The following is a 24192-nucleotide window of genomic DNA, read 5'->3' as shown; positions in this document are numbered from 1 at the left end:
CTCAGGCCTGCCCGACAAGGCCGCTGAAACTCACCCGCACGAGCAGACCCTGCCCTCCCGGCGCATCCAGCAGTGCGAGTCTGGCCTGATGCGCGCCGGCAATTTCATGGACGATGGCAAGCCCCAGCCCGCTGCCCGTGCCGACCGTTCCCGGCAACCGCACAAAGCGCTCCAGCGCCGCGGCACGCAATGACGGCGGAATTCCCGGGCCATTGTCTTCGACCTCGATGAAAGCCTCCCCTGCCAGACACCCGCTGCGCAGGGTGACGTGTCCGCCCGCCTGCGTGTACTCGAGCGCGTTGTGGAGCAGATTCACCATCAGCTCCCGCAACAGCAGCGGCGAGCCCCTGACCGGAGCGGCCTCAAGCTCGAAGCCCAGATCGATGTTGCGCGCAATGGCTCGCGGCACCCACTCGTCGACGAGTTCGGTCGCCAGGCGCGCGAGATCGAGCTCGACACGCTCATCCGCCATGCTGGCACCGGGTTCGACGCGGGCCAGCGAAAGCAGTTGCACCGCCAGACGAGCCGCGCGTACCGCGGATTCATGAATGCCCCCCAGCCGCGCGCGCGCCTCCGGATCCGCCGTTTCGAGCTGTGCCAGTTCGATGCGGGACTGCAGCCCCGCCAGCGGCGTGCGCAGCTGATGGGCCGCCGTGGCGAGGAACTTCTGCTGGGCAGCCCCGGATTCGGCCAGCTGTTCCATGAGCCGGTTCACCGCCTCGACCAGCGGCTGGACTTCGCCCGGCACATCATCGACGCGCACCGGCGAGAGCTCGCGCGGCGAGCGGCGGCTCACCTCGTCCGACAGTCTGACCAGGGGCTTGAGGCCGGAGCCCAGCCCCGTCCAGACCAGCGCCATCGAAACGATGCCGGCCAGCACGACCGGAATCAGCGCGGAGAGCTGAACCGCTTCGACCAGCTCGGTCCGCTTGTTGAGTGTGCTGGCGTTGATGACCCCGCACTCGAGCACGCCACAGCGCGTCTTCACCGCCACCGCTCGCACCGGCACGCCATCGACGATCGTGTTGAAAAAGAAGGGCTCGCCGCGCGGAATATTCGCTGCCGGCCAGTGCAGATCGGGCTCGCCGGCGATCGGCTGGAACTGTTCGTTGAAGGCGGTAAACCAGTTGTCATCGAGCGCATCCGCGTCGAGCAGCTCGGCCGCTTCGTCAGACAGATTGAAGCTGACGTCTCCCGCCTCGCTCACGCCCATCCTGTCGGCCAGGGCGATCGCCACGTCGGCCAGCGAGCGGTCAAGCTGGCGCTCGAGCGGGCGGACCGCCAGCAAGTACTGCGCGGCCGCGGCGGCCAGCAGCAGCAGGATCATGCAGGGCGCCAGAATCAGCGCCAGGCGGGCGCGCAAACCGAGATCAGGCCGGATCGGCATCAGACTCCTCGAGCAGATAGCCGAATCCGCGCACGGTGCGGATGCGCAAGCCGGAGCCCGTCAGCTTGCCGCGCAGCCGGGAGACGTACACCTCCACGGCGTTTTCGCTGACGTCGCCCTCCCAGCCGGACAGCGAGCTGACCAGATGCTCCTTGCTGACCACCTTGCCCAGATGCCGCAGCAGATATTCGAGCAGCTGCCACTCGCGCGCGGGCAGTTCGATCTCCTGCCCGGCCACCCAGGCCCGGCGCGCCGAGGCATCCATCACCAGTCGGCCTACGGCCGTCCGGGTCCCGGCTGACTGACCCCGCGCACGGCGCACCAGCGCCTTGGCACGCGCCACCATCTCGGGCAGGGCAAAAGGCTTGACCATGTAATCGTCCGCCCCAAGTTCGAGACCATGAACCCGGTCATCGATCGCTTCGCGCCCGGTAAGTACCAGCACCGGCAGCCGCAAGCCGGCAGCGCGCACCCGGCGCAGCACCTCGAAACCATCGATGCCGGGCAGCCCGATGTCGAGCACCAGCAGGTCATAGTCATCACTCTGCAGGGAAACGGTGACCGGCTCGCCGCGAGCCGTCCAGTCGACCTGAGCGTCGACCTGGCTTTTCAACGCCCGGCTGATCGTGTCGGCCAGAGCGGGGTCATCTTCAACAAGCATCACGCGCATGTCTGCAATCCGGAATCAGGCGGTCTCATCTTGCCAGAAAACGGGCCGCCCCTCGTGCGGCCTCGGCGCAAGCAAGGCCCGCTTCAGATGTACAAACGCCCGCTCGGGGCGGGCGTCGGTGCGTGCCCCGGCAGGGCCGGAGCATGGATCGGCAACGATCAGTTTGCCGGGGCTGCGTCAGCCGGGGCGGCAGCCTTGGCCTTGGCCTTCTTGGCAGCCTTGTGAGCCACCGGCTTGACATGCTTCTTGTGCACCACGGCCTTGGCGGTCTTGGCCGGGGCGGCAGCCGGAGCAGCTTCGGGGGCGGCGGGCAGGTCAGCAGCAAAAACGGAACCCATGGCAACGGTAGCGATCAGGGCGGCAAGCATCTTGGTCATGTTCATTCTCCGGTAACTGGTTGGATCGGACGAGGTCTTGATTGCCTTGCCGATGGAGACAGTGTGCTGACCGAAGCTGACCGGAGTCTGAGTGGAAGCTGACGGCAATCTGACAGCGGCGCGTGCCGCAGCTCAACCCCGCTGGACCGAGATCACGCCCTGCACTTCCGCGACCTGCTGCACCACGCGCTGCACCGGCTCGGAGCCCGACACCTCGATGGTGAAACGCATGTGCGCCCGGCTCGATTTCGAGACCGTGTTTACGCCAATCACGTTGAGCCGCTCGCGCGTGAAAATGTCGGAGACATCCCGCAGGAGGCCGGAGCGGTCGTGTGCCTCGACAACGATATCGACCGGAAAAACCTCGTGCCGGGCCTTGGCCTGCATGGCATGCACGCCCCACTCGGCGGGCACGATGCGTTCCGGATGCTGCTGGGCGATGTTCTGGAAACTGCTGCAGTCGGAGCGGTGAATCGATACACCGCGGCCGCGCGTCACGAAGCCCTGGATCTCGTCCGGCGGTACCGGCTTGCAGCAGCGCGCGAGCTGGGTGAGCAGACGCCCCACCCCGACGACGAGCACGCGGTCGTCGCCTGAGTGCTTCTTCTCTTCATGAATGATCAGCTCGGGCTCGGGTACGGCAGGCGCCTCGGGCAAGACCGCATGATGGATCTGGCGGGCGCTGATATCTCCCCGCCCCACGGCCAGATACAGGCTCTGCGTGTCACGAAACCCCAGCTTCACAGCCAGCGCTTCCTGGTTCGCTTGCGTCATGCCGCCGCGCTGCAGCTCCCGGGAGACGATGGCCTTGCCATGCGCGGCCGTCTCTTCCTCCTCCTGCTGCACGAACCAGCGCCGCACCTTGGCACGCGCATTCGAGGTAACGAGGTAGTTGAGCTGCGGATTGAGCCAGTCACGCGAAGGGCCGCCCTGCTTGGCCGCCACGATCTCGACCTTCTGCCCGCTCTTGAGCTGCGTGTCGAGCGGCACCATCTGGCCGTCCACCTTGGCGCCGCGGCAGCGATGCCCGAGATCGGTATGCAGGCGGTAGGCGAAGTCGATCGGCGTGGCGCCGGCCGCGAGATCGATCACCCGGCCCTGCGGCGTGACCACATATACGGTGTCGTCCAGCGCAGCGGCCTTGGTGTGTTCTTCCCACACCGCGCCGTCCGTGACCTCGTCTCGCCAGGAGAGCAGGTTGCGCAGCAGCGCGATCTTTTCGTCATACACCGAGCCGCCCGGCTCGGTCGCGCCTTCCTTGTAGCGCCAGTGCGCGGCCACGCCGAGCTCGGCATGCCGGTGCATGTCGTAGGTACGGATCTGCACTTCCATCGAGCGGCCATCCGCCGCACGCACGGCCGTGTGAAGCGACTGGTAGTTGTTGCCCTTGGGCTTGAGAATGTAATCGTCGAACTCCCGCGGGATCGGCTCCCAGAGTTCGTGGACCAGGCTCAATACCGCGTAGCAGTCACGCACTTCCTCGACCAGCACGCGCAAGGCGCGTACGTCATAGACCTGGTCGAAGCCGACGTTCTTGTTCCGCATCTTGTTCCAGATGCTGTAGATGTGCTTGGGCCGGCCATAGACTTCGGCCTTCACGCCGATCACGCCCAGATCGTGCTTGAGCCGCGCAATCGACTCGGCAATGAAGGCTTCGCGCTCTACACGGCGCTCGTCGAGCTGCTTCGCGATCGTCTTGTAGGTATCCGGCTCGAGAAAGCGGAACGAGAGATCCTCGAGCTCCCACTTGAGCTGCCACACACCCAGCCGGTTGGCGAGCGGCGCATAGAGGTCCATGCTCTCGCGGGCGATGTCGAGATTCGTGCACTCCTTGTTCGCGGCGAAATGGCGCAGCGTCTGCACGCGGGAGGACAGGCGCAGGAGCACGACGCGAATGTCTTCTGCGAGCGCCAGCACCATCTTGCGCAGGATCTCCGTCTGCGCGCGCAGATCCGCCGGAGTGCCGCCGTCGGTGCGCGAGGTGATACGCAAGCGATTGAGCCGGCGCAGACCTTCGACCAGTTTGGCAGTCAGGGGGCCGAAACGCTCCTCGATGCCCTCACTCGCCTTGTCGTCGAATTCATGCACGGCGAACAGGAGCGCCGCCACGCGGGCGTCCAGATCCAGACGCAGGGACACTGCGATCAGCGCCATGCCCAGCGCGTGTTCGAAAGTCCCCTCGCCGCTGGTCAGGCGGCGATCGCCATAACAATCCTGGGCCCACTCGATCGCCTGGGCGAGCACCGGACGCGCGTCGGCCGGCAGGCCATCAGCCAGGACTTCTTCGTAGGGAGTGACGCCGTCGGTATTGGCGACTGAGTGCTGAACGGAAACCATGCGGCGATTATCCCACAGGCGCCCTCCACATCCGGCTACCCTCCCGGGGGAAAGCATCAAGCCGACACCGAAATGTTCAGATTCCTGCAAAAAATCTTCAGGACCGGGCCCGACCCGGCACGCATTGCCGCGCCGCTCTGGCAAGCGGTGGAGGCCTGTCAGCCCTGGCTGGAGCGCCTCGCCCCGGCCGACCGCACGGCCCTGCGCTCGCTGGCACTCGAATTCCTGGAAACCAAGGTCTTCTCCGGTGCGCAAGACTTCGAGCCGGACAACTTCGTGCGCCTGTCGATCGCCCTTCAGGCCTGCCTGCCGGTACTGCGGCTCGGGCTTGCCGCCTATTCCGGCTGGCAGGGCGTCATCGTCTATCCGGACGATTTCGTAATCCCCCGACGGATCGTAGACGCCGACGGGGTGCTGCATGAATACGAGGAGGACGCACTGGGCGAGGCCTGGGACGGCGGGCCGGTGATCCTCGCCTGGTCAGCCAGTCGCGAGATGCAGGAGGGAATCAACGTCGTGATCCATGAATTCGCGCACAAGCTCGACATGCTGGGCGGAGAAGCCGATGGCGAGCCGCCCCTGCACGCCGGCATGAGCGTGGAGGCCTGGCAGCATGCACTGGACGACGCCTTCGACGATTTCCGCGACCGCGTCGACCAGGGCGAAGCCACAACGCTCGACCCTTACGCGGCTGAGCACCCGGCCGAGTTCTTTGCGGTGTGCTCGGAAACCTTCTTCACCGAGCCCGAAATCCTGATGACGAGCTATCCGGAGTTTTACCGACAGCTCAGCCTTTTCTATCGCATCGACCTTCTGGAACCGCCTGGCACAAGGGAAACAGGCGCCCATTCCAAAATTTGATTGGCACAGCGCCAAGCCGGCTTCCTAGTCTGACTGACCGGCCCCGGCAGCCTGCCGGCCGGATTTATCCCTCACGCCGCGTATCAAGGAGTCTCCGATGTCGATGACCTGGATTGTTGTTGCCAATGCCCGTCACGCCCGCATCTTTTCGCACAGCGGGCCCAACAAATCACTGGAACTGATCCAGGAAAGCGCACTGAACGAAAGTGACATGAACGTGGCGGAATCCAGCGGCCGGGCCTCTCCGAAATGCAAGGCACCCGACAAACTCAATGCCCAGGGCTTCGCCCATCGGCTTGCCAATGATCTCTACAAGGCGCGAAGTCGGGGCGCCTTCCAGCGAGCCATCCTGGTGGCGCCGCCCGCCTTCATGGGCCTGCTCAACGCCGAACTCGACGCGCCGACCGCATCGCTGGTCAGCAGCCGGCTCGACAAGGACTACACCCGCTCCGAATCCGGGGCCCTGAGCGCACACCTCGGGCACTGCCTCTGCGTCTGAACCGCCCGCCCCGGCACCGCCATGCGGAGCATGAATCACCGGTAGAATCGAGCTTTACGCTTACGCTACCTGCCCATGCTCCGCTGGCTGCCCGCTCCCCTGAAGGCCGTTTTTTCGGGCCTCTGCATTGCGATCAACACCCTGCTGATCTGCATTTTCTTCATCCCCTTCTCGCTGTTGAAGCTCTGCATCCCGCTCAAGCCGGTGCGTACCTTTGCGGACCTGTGCCTCAACGCACTGGCCGATACCTGGATCCGTGGCAACAACTTCTGGATGCTCGCCATTGAAGCGCGGCGCTGGCAGGTCTCCGGCGTAGAGGGACTCAATCCCCGTGGCTGGTACCTGGTCAGCAGCAATCACCAGAGCTGGGCCGACATCGTCATCCTGCAGAAGGTTTTCCAGGGCAAGATCCCCTTCCTCAAGTTCTTTCTCAAGAAAGAGCTGATCTATGTCCCGGTGATCGGGCTCGCCTGGTGGGCGCTGGACTTCCCGTTCATGCGGCGGGGTGGCCGCAATCTGGCCTCCGCTGCGGCAGACATGGCCACGGCGAGAAAGTCCTGCGAGAAATTCCGGAACATCCCCACCTCGGTCATCAACTTCCTTGAAGGCACGCGTTTCACGCCCGCCAAGCACGCTCAGCAGAAGTCTCCCTATCAGAACCTGCTCAAGCCCAAGAGCGGCGGCGCCTCGATCGCGCTGGGCACGATGGGCGAGCTCTATGAGTGCATGCTGGATGTCACCATCGTCTATCCCGATGGCGTACCCAACTTCATCAACGTCATGTGCGGCCGCATGGGGCGGGTCGTGGTCGAGTGCCGCAAGCTGCAGATCCCTTCCGAATTCATCGGTGAGGCGGCCAGCAGCGAGCCGCACTACCGTGCCCACATCCAGACCTGGCTCAACGGCGTCTGGCAGGAAAAGGATCAAAGGATCGGCGAACTCCTGGCGGAGCATCGCGGCTGAGTCATTGCACGGCGGGCCAGCGCTCCAGGATGGTGTAGCGCCCGGCCAGCCGCTCGCCTGCCGGCAGGGAGGCCGCCAGGCAGAACGAATCCAGCGGCCAGAGCGGCAGTCCGGCCACTTCACGGGCACTGAAGGTGCCGTCACCTGAGGGTCGAGCCGCCTGCTTCAGCAAGGTCAGATGCGGCACGAAGGGCCGCTTCTCCAGTGAAAAGCCAGCAGCCATCAGGCTCCTGAGCAACTCCGAATGAAACCGGGCCAAGGGCTCCGGCCACGCTTTCAGGCCGGCCCAGAGAATCCTGTTGTGTGGCCACCAAGCCAGGCGATCAGGCTGCAAGTCGAGCGCAGGCAGGACGAGCCTGGCGGCGATCCGTGAAACGGCATCGCGACCCGCATCATCAAGATCCCCAAGGTAAGCCAGCGTGAGGTGAAGATCCTGAGCCGGCACCGGCCTGCCGGCGAGACCGGCACAACGCTCGAGCAAGGTGCTCGCCAGTGCGGCCGGCGGCCACAACGCAAGAAACGCGCGCCGTACCTCAGCCTCCATGCCTTGCGATCAAGGCAATGGCCTGGGTCGCAATACCTTCACCGCGACCGAGATGGCCCAGCTTCTCGTTGGTTTTGCCCTTGACGTTCACGCACCCCGTCTCCACCTGCAGGTCCGCCGCAATATTGGCAACCATCGCGGCCGCATGCGGTGCGATCCTGGGCGCCTGGGCAATGATCGTGGCGTCCACATTGACCACGCGCCAGCCCGCCTCGTGAACTTTGCGGACCGCCTCGCGCAGCAGGACGCGACTATCCGCCCCCTCATTCGCGGGATCGGTGTCGGGAAACAGCCGCCCGATATCCCCCAGCCCGGCCGCCCCGAGCACGGCATCAGTGATGGCATGCAGAAGCGCATCGGCATCCGAATGCCCCAGCAAACCCCGCTCATGGGGAATCTCGACGCCGCCGAGAATCAGCTTCCGCCCTTCGACCAGACGGTGCACATCGAGCCCCTGACCGATCCTGAATGCAAATGTCATCAAAAACTCCTGGAATGAAGGATCAGTTCCGCCAGCGCGAGGTCCTGCGGATAAGTCACCTTGAAATTCGTGGCATCCGCCGGCACGAGCTTAGGCGCGAGGCCACAGGCTTCGACCGCGCCCGCCTCATCCGTCACGCCGGGTTTCTCGTCCAGAGCCCGGATGAGCAAGCCGGCACGAAACATCTGCGGTGTCTGGGCCTGCCACATCGACTCGCGCGAGACCGTCTGCTGCACGCGTCCCGTCTCGTCGCTGCGCTTGAGCGTATCCGCCACCGGCTGGGCAAGCAGCCCACCGACCGGATCGTCGGCGAGCGTCTCCAGCAGCACTTCGACATGATGCCGTGCAAGACAGGCGCGCGCAGCATCGTGCACCAGCACCCAGTCTTCCGGCGCCAGATCATCGCCCAACTCCCGCAAGGCATTCCTGACCGTTTCGGCACGCGTCGCCCCACCCGCCCGCAGGACCTGCAGACGTCCGTCAAAACAGGACCAGTCGTGGGCGACCCACCATTCATCCTCCGCCGAGATCACGACAACAACCCGTTCGACTTCAGGCACCGCGCACAGGGTCGCCAGCGCATGCCAGATCAAGGGACGTCCTGCCAGGGGCAGATACTGCTTCGGGCGCTCGGCCCCCATTCTGCTGCCGCTGCCTGCGGCCGGTACTATCGCAAAATATCGGTTCATGCCGGGATTTTACGCGAAGCGCCCCCGCCAGCCCGTCCGAGGCAGGCGTAAAAAAACCGGGCCTGAAGCCCGGTTTTCATTGCGTCAGACCTGCAACTCAGTCTGCCTGCTTGCGCAGAAAGGCCGGGATGTCGTATGTGCCGAAGCCGTTGTCGCTCATGGCCTGCGCCGTGCTGCGCGTGCCACGACGGATCACCGCCGGCATCGCCAGGTCGTCGTAATTCACTTCCATGGCGACGTTGTCGGTACCGGTCTTGACCATCTGGATCACCGGCTGGCGCACGGCTGCGCGGCTCGAGCCCAGACCGGTAGCCAGCACGGTCACCCGCATGCGGTCTTCCATCGAGTCATCAAACACGGTGCCGTAGAACACGGTGGCATCTGCGGTGGCAAACGCGCGCACCGTCTGCACCGCCTCGCGCACTTCCGACATCTTCAGCGAGCGGCTGGCAGTGATATTGATCAGCACGCCACGTGCGCCGGAGAGCTCCACGCCTTCAAGCAGCGGACTGGCCGCAGCCTGCTCGGCAGCAATGCGCGCACGGTCCATGCCGGCTGCTTCAGCCGAACCCATCATGGCCCGCCCCATCTCGGCCATCAGTGTGCGGACGTCCTGGAAGTCGACGTTGACCAGGCCAGGCACATTGATGATTTCGGCGATGCCACCGACGGCCTTGCGGAGCACGTCGTCAGCATTGCGGAAGCACTCTTCCATGCTGGCATCATCACCATAGACTTCCATCAGCTTGTCGTTGAGCACCACGATCAGCGAATCGACATGCTTGGAAAGCTCTTCCACGCCGCTGTCCGCCACGCGGAAGCGGTTCTCGAAATCGAAGGGTTTGGTGACCACGGCCACGGTCAGGATGCCGAGTTCCTTGGCCACCTCTGCCACGACGGGTGCTGCACCAGTACCGGTACCGCCACCCATGCCGGCGGTAATGAAGGCCATGTGCGCCCCTTGCAGCGCCGCCATGATGGCTTCGCGCGCCTCGAGCGCTTCGGCACGGCCGGCTTCGGGCTTGGCACCCGCGCCGAGTCCGGAGTCCCCGAGCTGGATCTTGCGCGTGGCCAGCGAGCGCTTGAGGGCCTGGGCATCGGTATTGGCGCAGATGAATTCAACGCCCTGCACGCCTTCCCGAATCATGTGATCCACTGCATTGCCACCGGCACCGCCGACACCAATTACCTTGATGACGGTACCACTCGGTTCCTTGTCGACAACTTCGATCAGATCCATGTTTTCCCCTTTGAAACTGGCTTAATGGTGTTTTGCGTTGAATCAAAACAGCCTAAATATAGTAGATCGATGCGGAGTTTACTACTAAATAACCGCACCGCACACAAGCAATTCCCCTTAGACCATGAACGCTTGCAAGTTCATGACTAATCAGAAGTTTTTCTCGAACCAGGCTTTTATCCTGTCAAATGAATGACGCAGGTTCCGTGTTTCCCGCGCCTGCAATCCGCGTCGGCGTTGTGCGGCACCTTCCAGCACCAGCCCCATTACGTTCGCGTATTGCGGCTGGCATACCACGTCAGCAAGCGATCCCTGATAGGCCGGAATACCGATCCGCACCGGTAGATGAAACACTTCGTCCCCCAGATCGCAGATACCGCCAAGCTGCGCGGTACCGCCGGAAAGGACGAGCCCGGAGGACAGCAGTTCCTCGTAACCGCTGCGTCGCAACTCTGCCTGCACCAGTTCAAACAGTTCCTGCACGCGCGGCTGGATCACCGCAGCGAGGCTCTCGCGCGAGAGGCGGCGCGAAGCGCGCTCGCCAACGCTCGGCACCTCGATCGTTTCCTCGGGATCCACCAGACTCTGCATGGCCACTCCGAAATCGATCTTGATGCCTTCAGCCTCGGCAGTGGGCGTGCGCAGCGCCATGGCGATGTCGTTGGTGATCTGGTCGCCCGCAATCGGAATCACCGCGGTATGACGGATGGCTCCCTGTGTGAACACGGCAAGGTCGGTCGTGCCGCCGCCAACGTCAACCAGGCATACGCCCAGTTCCTTTTCGTCCTCGGAGAGTGTCGCGAAGCTCGAGGCCAGCGGCTGCAGGACGAGGTCCACGACTTCGAGACCGCAGCGCCGCACGCACTTGATCAGGTTCTGCGCGGCAGACACGGCGCCAGTCACGATGTGCACCTTCACCTCAAGCCGTGCACCACTCATGCCGATGGGTTCGCGCACGCCATCCTGGCCGTCGACGATGAACTCCTGGGTCAGGATGTGCAGGATCTGCTGATCCGCGGGAATGGGCATGGCTCGCGCCACTTCAATCACCCGTTCGACGTCAAGCGGCGTGACTTCCTTGTCCTTGATCGCCACCATTCCGTTCGAGTTGAAACTGCGGATGTGGCTGCCGGCGATGCCGGTGTAGACGTCGCGGATCTTGCAGTCCGCCATCACCTCGACTTCCTGCACCACGCGCGAGATGGCGTCCACCGTTGCCTCGATGTTCACCACGACGCCCTTCTTGAGGCCGGAACAGGGCTGGGTCGCCACGCCGACGACCTCCAGCCGGCCATCCGGCCTGAGTTCGGCAACCATGGCGGTGACCTTGGAAGTGCCAAGATCGAGTCCGACGATGAGATCCTTGCTGTCCTTGCTCATTGCTTGCCTTTTCTCTGTTCGCTGCCTGCCATCCGGATCGCGAAGCCCGTCGTGTAGCGCAGGTCGGCAACCTGCACCGGACGGGGAAGCGATGCCGACAGCTGGGGCCACAACTTCACAAAACGCTTGAGCCGCTCATTGAGCGGCGCTCTGCCCTGATCCTTGCCGAGTTCGACGACCATGCCGTTGTCAAGTTTCACCTGCCATGCCTGACGCCCTGACAGCGACAGCGTGACCACCTTGCGATCCATGGGCTTGAACATCTCGTTGAGGACGTGCAACTGTCCGAGGATGGCAGCACTGGCGTCCGGCGGTCCGCTGAACACCGGAAGGTTTCCGTTGCTGGCGCCGTCGAACAGCTCACCGAAGGTATTCACGAGACGCGTGTCCCCCGAATCGATGCTTCGCCAGTAAGCGGCAGCCACATGCTCCTCGAGCTGCACGACAATCTCTCCGGGCCAGACCCGGCGCAAGGTTGCACTACGCACCCAGGGCAGGTTCTCGAAGGCCTTGCGACCGCCTTCGAGATCGACGGTGAAAAAATTTCCATTCAATGCTGACGAGGCGACGTACTCCAACTGTGCCCGGGTGACGTGTGACAGCGGCGAAACCACGGTGACCTGCCGCAAGCCGAATAACGGCAGATTGGCGGCAAACTTCACGACGGCCACGCCAAAAAGAACGGATGCAAACAGCATCAGGACATCGGAAACGAGTCCCATCCAGTCCGGCCTGTGCCAGAAGCCGCGTGCCACGGCACGCGCACCGGTTTCCGGCTTTGCGGCCGGACCGGTTTTTCCGAAGGCGGGCTGCTGTGCTCCCATGTTCAGTCGAGGCTGGCCTGCTCGAGAATGTCCAGACACAGTTGCTCGAAACCAAGACCAGCCGTGCGGGCGGCCATCGGGACCAGCGAGTGTCCGGTCATGCCCGGTGCGGTGTTCATCTCGAGGAAACTGTAGCTGCCGTCCTCGCGCAGGATCAGGTCTGCCCTGCCCCAGCCACGACATCCGAGCACCTGGAAAGCCTTCAGGGCATCGGACTGGATCGCTTCCTCGATTTCGGGTGCGATGCCGGCGGGGCAGTGATAGCGCACATCGTCGGTGAAGTACTTGTTCTGGTAATCGTACTCACCCTTGAGCGGCTCGATGCGCACGAGCGGCAGCGCCTTGTCGCCCAGCACGGCCGCCGTCATTTCCTGGCCGCTGACGAACTGCTCCGCGATCACGAGCGGGTCCAGGCGATGGGCTGCCTCGAATGCCGCGGCAAACTCTGCTGCGTTGCGAACCTTGGTCACGCCAAGAGAAGAGCCCTCACGTGCCGGTTTGATGATGAGCGGCAGGCCCAGCTCATCAATGACAGATGCGTAATCGCAACCTGGCACGAGCATGCGGTAAGCCGGTGTCGGTACGCCTGCAGCAAGCCACACGAGCTTGGTGCGCCACTTGTCCATCGCGATCGCGGAAGCCATCACCCCGCTGCCGGTGAAGGGGATCTTCATGACCTGAAGCGCGCCCTGCACCGTGCCGTCTTCGCCGAAGCGGCCATGCAGCGTGATGAATGCGCGATTGAAGCCTTCTTCTGCCAGCGCCCAGACCGGGCGCTCGGCGGGGTCGAAGGCATGCGCATCCACACCCTGCGAGCGCAACGCGGCCAGCACCGCATTGCCGGACAGCAGCGAGATCTCGCGCTCCGCTGACGGGCCGCCCATGAGCACTGCCACCTTGCCGAAATTCCGGGTTGCCTCTGTCACTGCACGTTCTCCACTCATCATTCCGCCGCCACGAGCCGGGCCGGCACGCCACCGATCGAACCCGCGCCCATGGTCATCACCACATCACCATCACGCGCTGTTTCCATGATTGCAGCAGGCATGTCAGCCACCTGCTCGACGAATACCGGCTCGATCCTGCCTGCGACACGCAGCGCGCGCGCGAGGGAGCGCCCATCTGCTGCCACGATGGGCGCTTCGCCCGCGGCATAGACCTCGCCGAGCACGAGGGAATCAACCGAGCCCAGCACCTTCACGAAATCCTCGAAGCAGTCGCGTGTACGGGTGTAGCGGTGAGGCTGGAAGGCCAGCAGCAGACGCTGGCCGGGGAAGGCGCCCCGGGCCGCGGCAATCGTGGCCGCCATTTCGACCGGATGGTGGCCGTAATCGTCAATCAGCGTGAAGCTGCCGCCGGAAGGCAGCGCGACCTGGCCATAGCGCTGGAAGCGACGTCCGACCCCCTGGAAGTTTTCGAGGCCGCGCGCGATGTCCTCATCTGACACGCCGACTTCGCTGGCCACCGCAACCGTCGCCAGCGCGTTGAGCACGTTGTGCATGCCGGGCAGGTTCAGCCTCACGGGGAAGCGCACGCTGCTGCCATTGCTGCGGATCACGTCGAAATGCATCTGGCCACCGACGGCCCGCACGTTTTCGGCGCGCACCTGCGCATCCGGCGAGAAACCGTAGCGGATCACCTGCTTGGACACGAAAGGCAGGATCTCCCTGACGTTCGGGTCATCGGCACACACCACCGCCACGCCATAGAAGGCCAGGCGGTTGAGGAAGTCGATGAAGGCATGCTTGAGCCGGCCGAAATCGTGGCCATAGGTCTCCATGTGATCGGCGTCGATATTGGTGACGACCGAAATGACCGGGCTCAGCATGAGGAAGGAAGCATCGGACTCGTCGGCCTCTGCCACCAGGAAGTCACCACTGCCCACTCGCGAGTTGGCACCTGCTGCATTGAGCCGTCCGCCGATCACGAAGGTCGGGTCAAGCCCGGCTTCCGCGAGCACGCTGGAGACAAGACTCGTGGTGGTGGTCTTGCCGTGCGTGCCGGCAATCGCGATCCCCTGCTTGAGCCGCATGAGCTCGGCCAGCATCTGTGCGCGCGGCACCACCGGAATCTGCCGCGCCCGTGCCGCGAGCACTTCCGGATTGTCGTGACGCACGGCGGTCGAGGTGACGATCGCGTCCGCGTCGGAAACGTTCTCTGCGGCGTGCCCCTGGATCACCCGGATGCCGAGCGAAGCCAGGCGACGCGTCGTGGCATTGTCCGCGAGGTCGGACCCGCTCACGGCATAGCCCTGGCTGGCGAGGACCTCGGCGATGGCACTCATGCCCGCGCCGCCGATCCCTACGAAATGGATGTTCCTGATCTTGTGTTTCATGCCTGCACTCCCGTGCCGGCACTGCTTTTCCGGGTCATTTGAAAACCTGTTGCGATGAATGGGACCGGTGCCGGGCAAACGCCCCGGCACAATCGCGGAAGTGTCGCAAATTTCAGGCGCCAAGGCACGCTTCCGGAGGCCTTCAAGCCCGCTTTGATGGATCGCGTGTGCACCGCGCGCGTCACTGGCACAACTCCTCGCAGACACGGGCCACGTCTTCGGCCGCATGAGGCCTGGCGAGCGTGCGCGCGGCCTCGGCCATTGCGAGCAATCGGGCGCGGTCCAGCCCGGCCAGGCAGTCGGCGAGGCGGTCGGCATCAAGCTCACGCTGCTGGATCAGCACGGCAGCCCCACGCTCCGACAGAAAACCGGCGTTACCGGTCTGGTGGTCATCCACTGCGTGCGGGAAAGGCACCAGCACGCTGGCCACGCCCGCGGCAGCCAGCTCGGCCACGGTCAGCGCCCCCGAGCGGCAGATCACCAGATCCGCCTCCGCATAGCGCTGCGCCATGTTGTCGATGAAAGGCAGCAACTCGCCCTTCACGCCAGCCGCGGCATACGCGGCCTCAAGCGCCTCGAGCTGGTTGGCGCCGGACTGATGCGTCACCTTCGGTCGCTGCGCTTCCGGCAGGCGCGCAAGGGCGGCCGGTACGACATCGTTGAGCGCCCGCGCGCCCAGTGAGCCCCCGACCACGAGCAACTTCAGCGGCCCGGAGCGGCCTGCAAAGCGTTCGCCCGGAGACGGCAGCGAAGCGATGTCGGCACGAACCGGATTGCCGAGCCATGCGCCACCAGCGATCACATCGGGGAAGCCGCAGACCACACGCCGGGCAAGACGTGCGAGCACGCGATTGGCCAGCCCCGCCACCGAGTTCTGCTCATGCACGATGACCGGCTTGCCGAGCAAACGCGCCATCGCGCCGCCCGGAAAACTGACATAGCCCCCCATGCCGATCACGACGTCGGGCTTCACGCGCCGGATCGCCTGCGCTGCCTGCCAGAATCCGCGCAGCAGATTGACCGGCAGCATCAGCTTGGCGAGCAATCCCTTGCCGCGCAGGGCGCCGAAACGGATCCAGGCCAGCTCGTAACCGTAAGCCGGTACGATGCGCCCCTCCATGCGGTCTTCGTTTCCCATCCAGGCAATCTGCCAGCCGCGCGCGCGGAGCGCTTCGGCGACGGCGACGCCGGGATAGATGTGTCCGCCGGTGCCGCCGGCCATCACGAGCAGTTTTTTCTGGCGCGAACTCATACCGGATCTCCTCCACGGCGCACCGCAGCCGGCCGCGCTACGGCAGCCGCACCGTAGCCGGAGCCCGCCGTACTGCGCGGCAGCTGCCGGTTTTCCCAGTCAATCCGGAGCAGCACGGCCAGCGCGAGGCAGTTCGCCAGAATGCCGGAGCCACCGAAGCTCATCAACGGCAGCGTGAGGCCCTTGGTCGGCAGCACGCCCATGTTCACGCCCATGTTGATGAGCGATTGCGCGCCGATCCAGAGGCCGATCCCCTGGGCGACCAGTCCGGAAAAGTGGCGCTCCAGATGATGCGAGCGGCGCGCAATGGCAAAGGCCCGCTGCACGATGATCGCGAACAGGACGATCACGACCAGCACGCCGGTGAAGCCGAGTTCTTCCGCAATCACGGCGAGCAGAAAGTCGGTATGAGCTTCCGGCAGATAGAAGAGCTTCTCGATGCTGCCGCCCAGACCGACGCCGAACCACTCGCCGCGGCCGAACGCGATCAGTGCGTGCGAGAGCTGGTAACCGCTGCCCAGCGCATCCTTCCACGGGTCGGAGAAGCCGAACAGACGCTCGCGCCGGTACGGAGAAGTCAGCACCAGGATCGCGATCATGATGACCGCGAATACGCTCAGCGCCGCGAAGATGCGCACGTTCATGCCGCCGAGGAACAGGATGCCGAACGCGATGCAGGCAATCACGATCAGCGCGCCGAAGTCGGGCTCGCGCAACAGCAGGAAGCCGATCACCGCCACCATCGCGGCCATTGGCACGAAAGCCTTCATGAAGCTCTTCATCACCGGCAGCTTGCGGGCGGTGTAGTCCGCCGCGTAAAGCGCCATGGCCAGCTTCATGAACTCGGAAGGCTGGATGTTGATCGGGCCGAGCGGAATCCAGCGACGTGCACCGTTGACCTCGCGCCCGACATGCGGAATCAGCACCAGCAGCAAGGCCAGAATGCCTGCCGCGGCCAACCAGGGCGCGAGCTTCTGAAGGTTGCGCACCGGCACCTGGAAGGCGATCAGCCCCGATACCGCACCGAGCGCCAGAAAGATCGCATGACGGGTGAGAAAGAAGGTCGAGTTGTGACTCGAGAGGCGGCTGCCTTCGGCAAAGGCTATCGACGAGGAATAGACCATCACCAGGCCGAACAGCAGCAGCAGGGCCGACGACCAGAACAGCCAGCCATCCAGCTCGCCCGCCCTGGCCTGACCGCTGAAGCGGCTGTCATCGGAGCGGAACAGCGCGCGCACGCGCGAGAGCAGCTCGCCGCCGATCATTGACTGCACCCCGGCAGGCGCCGCACGGCCGCCACGAAAACCTCCGCACGGTGAGCATAGTTGCGGAACATGTCCATGCTCGCACAGGCGGGTGAAAGCAGCACGGCCTCGCCCGGTGAAGCCAGCCTGTCGGCAGCCAGTACGGCCTCGTCCATGCTCTCCGCGAAGACGAATTCGACACCGCTGTCGCGTGTCTGCGCTTCGATGATCCGGGCGTCGCGACCGATCAGGACCACCGCGCGCGCATGATCGCGAAACGCGTCACGGAGCGGCGTGAAGTCCTGCCCCTTGCCATCGCCGCCGGCGATCAGCACCACGCGACGACCGAGCCCCTGCAGGGCGGCGAGCGTAGCACCGACATTGGTTCCCTTGGAGTCGTCGTAGAACACGACGCCGTCATGCCGCTCGGCGACCTTCTCGACCCGGTGAGGCAGACCGGCGAAGCCGCGAATGGCCTCCAGCATCGGGCGCATCGGCAGATCGATCGCGCGGCAAAGCGCCAGCGCGGCCAGCACGTTGGCAAGATTGTGATCCCCCGCCAGCGGCACTTCGGCAGCCGGCATGAGCAGCGCGCTGCCCTCGGCCAGCCAGCGCTCGCCGGCATGGCGAACGAGGCCGAAATCCCCTGCAGCAGCCGGTGCGTCAAGGCCGAAGCTGTGCTGCGCCAATCCGGCCCTGCGCATTGCAATGGAAAAAACGTCCTGCCGATTGAGAACCTGAGCCGGCGCGCCAGCAAAGACTGCAGCCTTGGCGGCTGCGTAGCCCTGCATGCTGCCGTGGCGATCCAGATGATCGTCAGTGACATTGAGCACGGCCGCCGCATCGGCATTAAGCGCGCGCGTGGTCTCAAGCTGAAAGCTGGAGAGCTCCAGCACCCAGACCTCAGGCAGACGTCCCTGATCCAGACGCTGCATGAGTGCGTCCAGTGCCGCGGGCGAAATATTGCCGGCGACCATCGCATCCCTGCCCGCCGCGCCAGCCAGCACGCCGGCCAGCGTAGTGGTGGTGGTCTTGCCGTTCGTGCCGGTAATGGCCAGCAGACGACACCGCTGGCGCTCGCCCAGATCCTCGAGCGCCTCGACGAAGAGTTCGATCTCGCCGGTCACGTCGATGCCGCGCGCACGCGCCTGCACCACCAGCGGCGCATCGACCGACAGCCCGGGGCTCAGCGCGACACGCGTCACGCCATCCAGCAATCCTTCGCCGAACGGACCGCATATGACTTCAGCATCGGGACACTGCGCGCGCAGCACATCCAGCCCCGGAGGATTCGGCCGCGAGTCAGCCACCCGCAGTGCGACACCCTTGCGGGTAAGCCATCGCGCCATGGCCAGGCCCGACTCACCCAGACCGAGAACCAGATAGTGTGCGGCCCGTTTCATTTCAGCGAAGCTTGAGCGTGGAGAGACCGAAGAGCACGAGCATCAGGGTGATGATCCAGAAGCGGACCACCACCTGCGTTTCCTTCCAGCCACTGAGTTCGTAATGGTGGTGAAGCGGTGCCATGCGGAAAATCCGCTTGCCACCCGACCACTTGAAGTAGGAGACCTGCAGCATCACCGACAGGGTTTCGGCCACGAACAGACCGCCCATGATGAAGAGCACGATTTCCTGACGCACGATCACCGCGACCGTGCCCAGCGCGGCGCCCAGCGCCAGTGCGCCCACGTCACCCATGAACACATCCGCGGGATACGCGTTGAACCACAGGAAGCCCAGCCCCGCGCCGGCCATCGCGCCGCAGAACACCGCCAGCTCGCCAGCCCCCGGAATGTAGGGCACGCCGAGGTAGGCAGAAAAACCCTTGTGCCCGGCCACATAGGCAAAGATCGCCAGTGCGGCCGCCACCATCACGGTCGGCATGATGGCCAGACCATCGAGGCCATCGGTCAGATTCACCGCATGGCTGGTGCCATTGATCACGAAATAGGTCATCGCGATGAAACCGAAAATGCCAAGCGGATAGGCAACCGACTTGAAGAACGGCACGATCAGTTCGGTGTGGGCCGGCGTTCCGGCATTGAAGGCGAGGAAGATCGCTGCGGCGAGTGCAATGGCCGAGGTCCAGAAATACTTCCAGCGGCTGGCCAGCCCCTTGGGGTCGCGATGAACGACCTTGCGCCAGTCATCCACCCAGCCCACCGCACCGAAGCCCAGCGTGACAAGCAGCACGACCCAGATGTAGTGATTCGAGAGATCCCCCCACAGCAGCGTTGTGATACCGATCGCGATGAGGATCAGCGCGCCTCCCATGGTTGGCGTGCCAGCCTTGGTCAGGTGTGACTTCGGACCATCGTCACGCACGGCCTGACCGATCTTCTTGGCGGCCAGCCAGCGGATCAGCGGCGGCCCGAAAATGAAGGAGATGACCAGCGCGGTCAGGGCGGCGAGCATGGTGCGCAGCGTGATGTAGCCGAACACGTTGAACGTGCGCACATCCTGCCCGAGCCAGAGAAAAAGTTTGAGTAGCATTTGGATCAGTCCTTGTCCGGGTGCGGGCTCAGAGCCTCCACCACGCGTTCCATGCGCATGAAGCGCGATCCCTTTACGAGCACGACTGCATCGGCGTCCAGCAGGGGCAGCACCGCAGCCGCCAGCGCCTCTGCCGACTCGAAGTGCAGGCCCCCGGAGCCGAAGTTCCGCGCAGCCAGCCGGCTGTGCTCCCCCAGCGCGAAGAGGCGGTCGATGCCTGCGCTGCGAGCATAGCCACCGATTTCGTCGTGGCACTGCGCGCTCATCTCGCCGATCTCGCCCATGTCACCGAGCACCAGGAACTTCTTGCCCGGCGTGGCAGCCAGCACATCGATCGCGGCACGAACCGAATCAGGGTTGGCGTTGTAGCTGTCATCGATCAGGATCGCCCCGCCTGCTGCAAGCTTGCGCTGCAGTCGCCCCTTCGCGCCCTGGAATGTGCAGAGGCCGCGCACCACGGCATCCAGCGGCGCACCGGCTGCCATGCAGGCTGCGGCAGCCCCCAGAGCATTGCGTGCGTTGTGCAGCCCCGGCGCGCTCAGTTCGACAATCGCGTTGCCGGACGGCGTGCGCAGGCTGAGGCGGGAGCCCAGGCGCGCAGGCTCCACCGTGGCCGACACGTCAGCCGCATCCGAAAAACCGAAGCACAGGCTGCTGCAGCCGGGCAGACGCTCCAGCCAGAAAGAGGCATGCTCGTCATCGGCATTGATGATGGCCGTGCCATCGACGGCGAGGGCCGAGAAGATCGCACCCTTTTCCTCCGCCACGGCGAGCAGGCCGCCCATGCCTTCGAGGTGTGCGCGCTGAGCGTTGTTGACGATCGCGACACCGGGCGCGGCAAGACCGGCCAGATAGGCGATCTCGCCGGGATGATTCATGCCCATCTCGATCACGGCCGCACGATGCCCGGCGTGAAGCCTCAGCAGCATCAAGGGCACGCCAATGTCATTATTCAGGTTGCCTTGGGTGGCCAGCACGGCGTCGTCACCCAGCCAGGCCCGCAGGATGCTCGCGCACATTTCCTTGACCGTCGTCTTGCCATTGCTTCCGGTAACGCCGATCAGGGGAATGCGGAACTGCGCACGCCAGAAAGCTGCCAGCTGGCCCAGCGCCAGGCGCGTGTCCGGCACACGGATCAGCGGCAGCCCGGCCGGCGCCGACAATCCTTCACGTTCGTCGACAAGCGCTGCCACCGCGCCCTGCGCCGCCACATCGGCCAGAAAATCATGGGCATCAAAACGATCGCCCTTGAGTGCAATGAAAAGCCGGCCGGCCAGATCCTGGCGCGAATCGGTGCTGACACCGGAAAAGGAAGCGTTGTCCCCTTCAAGTCGGCCCTGCGTGGCTCGCGCTGCCGTCAACAGATCCATCATGCCCGGCCTCCCTGCCCGCCGCGCACAGCCAGTGCGGAAGTGGCGTGCTCAGCATCGCTGAAGTGGTGCTTGCGGCCATTGATATCCTGATAGTCCTCGTGTCCCTTGCCCGCCAGCAGAATGACGTCATCATCTGCCGCATCACAGATCACGCTCCGGATGGCTTCGGCCCGGTCGATGATGCGGCGGGCCTCGGGTGCGCCCTCGGCAATCTGTTCGATGATCCGATCGGGTGCTTCGGTACGCGGGTTGTCACTGGTGATCACGACCTTGTCGGCCAGGCGGGCCGCCACCTCGCCCATGAGCGGACGCTTGCCCGGGTCACGGTCGCCACCGCAGCCGAAGATGCAGACAAGCTTGCCCTGGCGAGAGCTGCGCGTGCGCGCCAGGGCTTGCAGAGCCTGTTCCAGCGCGTCGGGCGTATGCGCGTAATCAACAATCACCAGCGGCTCGCCCACGCCTCCGACGATCTGCATGCGACCCGCCGGTGGCGTGAGCTCGCCAGCGACCCTGACCGCATCCTCGACACTGAATCCGGACTCGAGCAGCACGCCCATCACGGCCAGCAGATTCGAAACATTGAACTGCCCGACGAGCCCCACCGACATGTCGAAGCGCTGTCCGTCCACACTCACGACGAACTGCATGCCGGTTTCACTGGTACGGAGGTTCTCGACCAGCAGCAGGCGCGCGGCCGGAGCGGCCGTCGCGTTATCGGGCACGAGACTGTAGCCGACGACCCGCACGTTGCCCGCTGCGAGCCGACGCGCAAGCACGACGCCCATCAGGTCGTCGAAGTTGAGAACCGCCGACTTCAGCCCGGCCATGTCGAAGAGCTTCGACTTGGCCGCGGCGTAGGCTTCCATGCTGTGGTGATAATCGAGATGGTCGCGGGTGAGGTTCGTGAACACCGCCACATCCATCCTGCAGCCGCTGACGCGTCCCTGATCGAGGCCGATCGACGACACCTCCATCGAAACCGCGTCTGCACCCGCCTCGCGGAAGCGAGCCAGATCCTCTTGCAGGACAATGGCATCCGGCGTGGTATTGCCGGTCTGCTCCAGACGGCCCGGAAAACCGGAGCCCAGCGTGCCGACGACCGCACACTTGCGCCCCAGCGCATTGAAGGCACGCGCAACCCACTGCGAGATGGAGGTCTTGCCGTTGGTGCCGGTGATGCCGACCATCCACAGCACAGCGGACGGCCGACCGAACACCTCGTCGGCAATGTCGCTGGCTAGCCAGCGCAGGCCGTCCACCGGCAGGTTCGGCACAGCAAACCCGGCGTCCCAGTCAAAGCCCTCGCGCTCCCAGAGCACCGCTACCGCGCCACGCGCCACGGCATCCGAAATGTAGCGACGACCGTCGCTGGCGTGCCCCGGATACGCCAGGAATACGTCACCCGGCCGGACCTTGCGCGAATCGGCACACACGCGTCGCAGCTCGCCTCCCGAGGCCCGCAGCAACGCAACGATGGCTTCAGCCAGCGGCGTGGTCACATGGCCTCCCGGGTCGCCGGATACTGCTGCTGGGCAAGCTGCTGCGGCACGATGGGCGCATCCGGACGCACGCCCATCGAGCGCAGCGAACTGGCCGCGATCTGCGAGAACACCGGGCCGGCCACATCACCGCCGTAGTGCTTGCCGGCACTGGGCTCATCGATGGCGACGGCAATGATCAGCCTGGGGTCGGAGACCGGCACCAGACCCACGAACGCCGCCACGTATTTCTTCGTGTAACGCCCGTTCTCAAGCTTCATGGCCGTGCCGGTCTTGCCGGCAGCACGGTAGCCTGGTACGGCAGCCTGCGGTGCGGTGCCGCCAGGCTGCAGGACGGACTCCATCATGTGCAGCACTTCACGCGACACGTCCTGGCTGAAAATGCGCTTGCCATGCACCGGCGGTGCATCGAGCTTGGTCAGTGACACTGGAATCAGCTCGCCGCCCCGTCCGAAAACGGTGTAGGCGTGCGCCATCTGCATGAGCGTGACCGACACACCGTGACCGTAGGCCATGGTGGCCTGCTCGATGGGGCGCCAGCTCTGCCAGGGGCGCAGGCGACCGCCAACCTCGCCGGGAAAGCCCAGCTTGAGCGGCTTGCCGAATCCGAGATCGTCATACAGATCCCACATGTGCTGCGGCGGAAAGCTCAGGGCCATTTTGGCCGCGCCCACGTTGGAGGACTTCTGGATGATCTGGGCGACGGTCATGATGCCGCCACCACCGTGTGCATCGCCGATATTGGCGCCATCGATGATGAGGCGGCCATTGCCGAGATTGACCTGGGTGTTCGGACGGTACTTGCCGGACTCCAGCGCCATTGCAGCCACGATCGGCTTCATCACCGAGCCCGGCTCGAAGCTGTCGGTCATGACCCGATTGCGCAGCTGCTCACCGGTGAGCTTGATGCGGTTGTTCGGGTTGTAGGTCGGGTTGTTGACCAATGCCAGCACTTCACCCGTGCGTGCGTCGAGCACCACCGCCGAGCCGGACTTGGCCTTGTTGGCCTGTACCGCCTGCTTCAGTGTGGAGTAGGCGAGGTACTGGATCTTCGCATCGATGGCGAGCTGGACGTTTTCGCCGTCTTGCGGATGCCGGATGTATTCCACGTCTTCCACGATGTGACCGCGACGATCCTTGATCACGCGACGTGCGCCGGTGCGGCCGACCAGGCTCTTGTTGAACGCGAGCTCGATGCCTTCCTGCCCCTGGTCATCCACGTTGGTAAAGCCGACCAGATGCGCCGCCATTTCGCCTGCCGGATAGAAACGACGATATTCCTCCTGCGCCTGGATGCCGGGCAGCTTCAGGGCCTGCACACGATCCGACACATCGGGTGCCACGGCACGCGCCAGGAAGACGAAATCCTTGCCGCTGGCAAGCTTGCGGTTGACCTCCGAAACGGGAATCTCCAGCGTCTTGGCCAGCAAGGCGATATCGCCCGGGCTCAGCTGGGCAAGATCGGGCAATACGGCGATGGACTTCACCGGCGTGCTGGTCGCCAGCGTATCGCCATGCCGGTCCACCACCTTGCCGCGATTGGCGGGCAATTCCAGGACACGTGCATAGCGGGACTCACCCTTGCGCTGCAGGAATTCCTTGTTGACGCCCTGCAGATACATCGCGCGGCCAACGAGCACGAAAGAGCCGAGCATCAGGCAGCCCAGAACGCAACGAGCCCGCCACTCGGGCAGGCTGCGGGACAACAAGGGATTGCGGTTGAACGTATAGGCTTTTGTCATCT

General features: G+C 64.6%; 22 protein-coding genes. 3 read left to right on the top strand and 19 right to left on the bottom strand.

The annotated features are described in order from the left end of the window. Position 1: 1 nt before the first annotated feature. The 4 genes from ABDB87_RS14370 to ABDB87_RS14355 all read right to left on the bottom strand — a co-directional run bounded on the left by ABDB87_RS14370 (position 2) and on the right by ABDB87_RS14355 (position 4771). Positions 2-1387 (bottom strand): sensor histidine kinase, encoded by a 1386-nt coding sequence (locus ABDB87_RS14370; RefSeq protein ID WP_345928232.1) that lies wholly within the window; start codon positions 1385-1387, stop codon positions 2-4. Beyond that, the gene (locus tag ABDB87_RS14365; protein WP_345928230.1) at positions 1371-2057 is read right to left on the bottom strand and encodes a response regulator; all 687 of its coding nucleotides are present in this window, start codon (positions 2055-2057) and stop codon (positions 1371-1373) included. Before ABDB87_RS14365 ends, ABDB87_RS14370 begins: the two co-directional genes overlap by 17 nt. A gap of 158 nt (positions 2058-2215) precedes the next feature. After that, complete coding sequence (locus ABDB87_RS14360; RefSeq protein WP_345928228.1) at positions 2216-2434, bottom strand: hypothetical protein; 219 nt, start codon at positions 2432-2434, stop codon at positions 2216-2218. A gap of 132 nt (positions 2435-2566) precedes the next feature. Continuing rightward, positions 2567-4771 carry a RelA/SpoT family protein gene (locus ABDB87_RS14355; protein ID WP_345928226.1) on the bottom strand — a complete coding sequence of 735 codons (2205 nt, stop codon included), beginning with the start codon at positions 4769-4771 and terminating at the stop codon, positions 2567-2569. Positions 4772-4843: 72 nt separating this feature from the next. On the opposite strand from ABDB87_RS14355, the gene ABDB87_RS14350 reads away from it, so the two are divergent. From ABDB87_RS14350 to ABDB87_RS14340, 3 genes are all read left to right on the top strand, one after another. Beyond that, positions 4844-5632, top strand: a complete 789-nt coding sequence (locus tag ABDB87_RS14350) for a M90 family metallopeptidase (RefSeq protein WP_345928220.1) — start codon at positions 4844-4846, stop codon at positions 5630-5632. Positions 5633-5729: 97 nt separating this feature from the next. After that, positions 5730-6131: a host attachment protein gene (locus ABDB87_RS14345; protein WP_345928218.1), complete on the top strand. Its 402-nt coding sequence runs from the start codon at positions 5730-5732 to the stop codon at positions 6129-6131. Positions 6132-6206: 75 nt separating this feature from the next. Continuing rightward, positions 6207-7094, top strand: coding sequence for a 1-acylglycerol-3-phosphate O-acyltransferase, YihG family (locus tag ABDB87_RS14340; protein ID WP_345928216.1), 888 nt, complete (start codon positions 6207-6209; stop codon positions 7092-7094). Between the two features lies 1 nt (position 7095). On the opposite strand, the gene thpR is transcribed toward ABDB87_RS14340, so the two are convergent. The 15 genes from thpR to ABDB87_RS14265 all read right to left on the bottom strand — a co-directional run bounded on the left by thpR (position 7096) and on the right by ABDB87_RS14265 (position 24190). Continuing rightward, positions 7096-7638, bottom strand: coding sequence for an RNA 2',3'-cyclic phosphodiesterase (gene thpR, locus ABDB87_RS14335; protein ID WP_345928213.1), 543 nt, complete (start codon positions 7636-7638; stop codon positions 7096-7098). Then, positions 7628-8119 (bottom strand): 2-C-methyl-D-erythritol 2,4-cyclodiphosphate synthase, encoded by a 492-nt coding sequence (ispF, locus tag ABDB87_RS14330; protein ID WP_345928210.1) that lies wholly within the window; start codon positions 8117-8119, stop codon positions 7628-7630. The genes thpR and ispF overlap by 11 nt, the downstream gene beginning before the upstream one ends. Continuing rightward, positions 8119-8808: a 2-C-methyl-D-erythritol 4-phosphate cytidylyltransferase gene (ispD, locus tag ABDB87_RS14325; protein ID WP_345928208.1), complete on the bottom strand. Its 690-nt coding sequence runs from the start codon at positions 8806-8808 to the stop codon at positions 8119-8121. The genes ispF and ispD overlap by 1 nt, the downstream gene beginning before the upstream one ends. Positions 8809-8905: 97 nt before the next feature. Further along, entirely contained in the window at positions 8906-10042 is a 1137-nt protein-coding gene (gene ftsZ / locus ABDB87_RS14320; RefSeq protein ID WP_345928292.1) for a cell division protein FtsZ, read from the bottom strand. Positions 10043-10198: 156 nt separating this feature from the next. Beyond that, complete coding sequence (gene ftsA / locus ABDB87_RS14315) at positions 10199-11428, bottom strand: cell division protein FtsA (RefSeq protein WP_345928207.1); 1230 nt, start codon at positions 11426-11428, stop codon at positions 10199-10201. Continuing rightward, positions 11425-12252: a cell division protein FtsQ/DivIB gene (locus tag ABDB87_RS14310; RefSeq protein WP_345928205.1), complete on the bottom strand. Its 828-nt coding sequence runs from the start codon at positions 12250-12252 to the stop codon at positions 11425-11427. Before ABDB87_RS14310 ends, ftsA begins: the two co-directional genes overlap by 4 nt. A gap of 2 nt (positions 12253-12254) precedes the next feature. After that, positions 12255-13196, bottom strand: coding sequence for a D-alanine--D-alanine ligase (locus ABDB87_RS14305; protein ID WP_345928290.1), 942 nt, complete (start codon positions 13194-13196; stop codon positions 12255-12257). Beyond that, complete coding sequence (gene murC, locus ABDB87_RS14300; protein WP_345928203.1) at positions 13196-14587, bottom strand: UDP-N-acetylmuramate--L-alanine ligase; 1392 nt, start codon at positions 14585-14587, stop codon at positions 13196-13198. The genes ABDB87_RS14305 and murC overlap by 1 nt, the downstream gene beginning before the upstream one ends. A 181-nt stretch (positions 14588-14768) precedes the next feature. Continuing rightward, a complete protein-coding gene (gene murG / locus ABDB87_RS14295; protein ID WP_345928201.1) occupies positions 14769-15839 on the bottom strand; it encodes an undecaprenyldiphospho-muramoylpentapeptide beta-N-acetylglucosaminyltransferase in 1071 nt (356 codons plus the stop codon). Next, entirely contained in the window at positions 15836-17104 is a 1269-nt protein-coding gene (ftsW, locus tag ABDB87_RS14290; protein WP_345928199.1) for a putative lipid II flippase FtsW, read from the bottom strand. Before ftsW ends, murG begins: the two co-directional genes overlap by 4 nt. Then, the gene (gene murD, locus ABDB87_RS14285; protein WP_345928196.1) at positions 17101-18486 is read right to left on the bottom strand and encodes a UDP-N-acetylmuramoyl-L-alanine--D-glutamate ligase; all 1386 of its coding nucleotides are present in this window, start codon (positions 18484-18486) and stop codon (positions 17101-17103) included. Before murD ends, ftsW begins: the two co-directional genes overlap by 4 nt. 1 nt (position 18487) lies before the next feature. Next, positions 18488-19576 (bottom strand): phospho-N-acetylmuramoyl-pentapeptide-transferase, encoded by a 1089-nt coding sequence (mraY, locus tag ABDB87_RS14280; RefSeq protein WP_345928194.1) that lies wholly within the window; start codon positions 19574-19576, stop codon positions 18488-18490. A 5-nt stretch (positions 19577-19581) separates the two neighbouring features. Continuing rightward, complete coding sequence (locus ABDB87_RS14275; RefSeq protein ID WP_385919178.1) at positions 19582-20949, bottom strand: UDP-N-acetylmuramoyl-tripeptide--D-alanyl-D-alanine ligase; 1368 nt, start codon at positions 20947-20949, stop codon at positions 19582-19584. Continuing rightward, complete coding sequence (locus ABDB87_RS14270) at positions 20946-22448, bottom strand: UDP-N-acetylmuramoyl-L-alanyl-D-glutamate--2,6-diaminopimelate ligase (protein ID WP_345928192.1); 1503 nt, start codon at positions 22446-22448, stop codon at positions 20946-20948. The genes ABDB87_RS14275 and ABDB87_RS14270 overlap by 4 nt, the downstream gene beginning before the upstream one ends. Beyond that, positions 22445-24190, bottom strand: coding sequence for a peptidoglycan D,D-transpeptidase FtsI family protein (locus tag ABDB87_RS14265; protein WP_345928190.1), 1746 nt, complete (start codon positions 24188-24190; stop codon positions 22445-22447). Before ABDB87_RS14265 ends, ABDB87_RS14270 begins: the two co-directional genes overlap by 4 nt. Positions 24191-24192 lie beyond the last annotated feature (2 nt).

The sequence above is a fragment of the Uliginosibacterium paludis genome, from assembly GCF_039631355.1.
GTDB classification, from domain to species: Bacteria; Pseudomonadota; Gammaproteobacteria; order Burkholderiales; family Rhodocyclaceae; genus Uliginosibacterium; species Uliginosibacterium paludis.
The sequence above is the reverse complement of the archived record's forward strand: the minus strand, read 5'-3'. Positions and strand labels throughout refer to the sequence as shown.